Raw genomic sequence first — 2,223 nt, forward strand, 5'->3', positions numbered from 1 at the left:
CAATAAAAGATAAATAAAGGAATCTTCTAGAATGAAGAAATATTTATTAATTTGCCTTTTACCTATTTTTACTACTGCTTGTAGTGCTAAGCCAACCCCACAAGAAGAACTAGACATTCAAGCTACTTTTTTACCTGCTGTCTTCAATCTCGATGCTGGTACTTATGCTTTAGCCCCAAAACAAGCTCCTACAGCTTTAACCAACCAATTATATGAGGATGCCTTATTTAAGCTTGGTTTATTAAAAAGATATGATGACGAGGCAAGTGCAGAGTCCAAACTTGAAAATTCTGTAAGACCAGTTGCTTTAAATACTTTATGTTTAATGAGTAAGTTTGTTAATAACCCAACTTATATAAAAGCTGTAAAGCATAGTATTGAGCAAGAACCTGATTTAAATAAATGGCTCAAAGAAAAACAACCAAAATGGCAGAAAGCTTTGGGTAAGGAAAATCCAGAAATTTTTGACTATCCATGCAATATAACTATAAAGCCGCTTTGAGCGGCTTTTTATATTTACGAATAGATCTTAAAAGATGGATTTGAGCATTACATTTATTATTTATTGTTTTGATGAATTTTATAGTCTAATTTAATATCTGTTTTAGCTCCTAGTTCTTTTCTCAAACTATGTGTTATTGGTAAAGTTAAATCATTAACTTCATCCAACATTTCTCTAAGTTGGGTATGACATTCATTTTTCTTAGTAAAAGTATCTATTTCTTGATCTGAGATTAATTTCTCTAATTTTTCACTTTCTTTCAGATTTTCATCAATAAAATTTAGAATTTTAGGTATCCGTTCATCTCTAGGATTTTGAATTTGCAGATTATCTAAAAGTTCCATTTTTTTATTGAAGATTTCTGTTAGATTTTTTCTTTTTATTTTTAGTTGTTCTAATTCTTCAACTGCTTCCATAAACTCATTAACGGATTGAATTCTTCTATTCAAATTTTCATTAAAGCTTTCAAGAAACTCATAAAGTTCTTTTTTTGTTTCAGTAGTACTAATAAATGCTGCTTTATCTACCGTAATACAAAATTTAGTTATATTTTCAAAGAAAAAAGCCCAACTATGAGAGTCTAGAAGAAATTTTGAAAAGCCATTCACCATAAATGAGTAATGTTCAATCAACTCTAAATAAACATCTCGCCTTGTCTCAGCTAATCGTGCAACCTTTTGCAAATGTAAAGCTGTGTACCATGAGATTAAGATCCCTAAGATAATACCCACTGCACCTATAAATGCAGAGATCAAAGCGTAATTTGCCTGAATTTGAGCGGCTTTTATTGTTGCATCTATCACTTTCTTTTCCTAATTCATTTCAACTTATATCAAATATTCTTTTAAGTATATGTTTTACTCTTTCCCCAATAGCACATATATTATTCAAATAATTATATTTAATCTACTTACTCAAATTGGGGAAAATTATAAAAACTACTAATGATCAATGCAGAAGTATTTTCATTTCCTACAAAAAAACCTCACCACCACCACATCCCTTTTCTCCAAACTTTTTGAGCTTAAAATCTAAAATATCAAGCCATCAATTAGGTTTAAAACCATATCGGCACTTGGTTTCAACGAGCAGTTTTCCAAACTAAAAACCAAATCAAAAAGTTCTTTAAGCAGCTATTTTCTATACTCAATTGCCATGTGGTAGGCCTGCGAGTAAATCTGTTTAGTTTCAAAAATGGCTTTAAGTAATAGATAGTACAGGCTATTAAAACTGACATGTAAAACAATAATCTCTTTAAGTTTATCGCTTGAGGTTCGGTAACGGCTTGAGTAAATAATTGCCAGCACTTCTTCTTTGAGTTTGCTTTTTTGAAAGGATACGCACATTTCAATAAGTCGCTGTTTTGATTGAAAGTAGTTATAAAAAGTGGCTTTAGGAATTTTGGATTTTTTGACAATTAAGTCCACACCCGCATTGTGAAATCCATACATATTAAACAGCTCAATTGCTGTATGAAGAACCTGTAATTTTTTGGAAGATCTTTCTAAAGTTGGCATCGTTTTACCGTTATAAATTCTTGTTGTTGCTAAAAGAGATAAAAAAGCCTGTGCCTTTTCTGGGAGAAAAAAAGGCACAGCAAAGCCGTAAAGACTGTGCTTGGCAAATCTCAAGTTTTATTGTTGCTAAGTTTTAGACGTAATGATTTAAAGCCTGAAAAGCCTATAGCTCATCAAACTGCTTTAAAATTTTAAGTTGTGTCG

The 2,223-nt window shown here is 31.1% G+C and carries 2 protein-coding genes and 1 pseudogene; 1 reads left to right on the top strand and 2 read right to left on the bottom strand.

The genetic code is table 11. The annotated features are described in order from the left end of the window. Window positions 1-31 precede the first annotated feature (31 nt). Complete coding sequence (locus J536_RS23640) at window positions 32-502, top strand: hypothetical protein (RefSeq protein ID WP_032063361.1); 471 nt, start codon at window positions 32-34, stop codon at window positions 500-502. Between the two features lie 56 nt (window positions 503-558). Here the strand turns inward: J536_RS23640 and J536_RS23645 are convergent, their stop codons facing one another. Beyond that, window positions 559-1,305, bottom strand: coding sequence for a hypothetical protein (locus tag J536_RS23645; RefSeq protein WP_032063360.1), 747 nt, complete (start codon window positions 1,303-1,305; stop codon window positions 559-561). Between the two features lie 162 nt (window positions 1,306-1,467). After that, a pseudogene (locus tag J536_RS0104925) lies at window positions 1,468-2,019 on the bottom strand (TetR/AcrR family transcriptional regulator). Between the last annotated feature and the right edge of the window lie 204 nt (window positions 2,020-2,223).

Source organism: Acinetobacter sp. 809848 (genome assembly GCF_000581275.1).
Taxonomy (GTDB): domain Bacteria; phylum Pseudomonadota; class Gammaproteobacteria; order Pseudomonadales; family Moraxellaceae; genus Acinetobacter; species Acinetobacter pittii.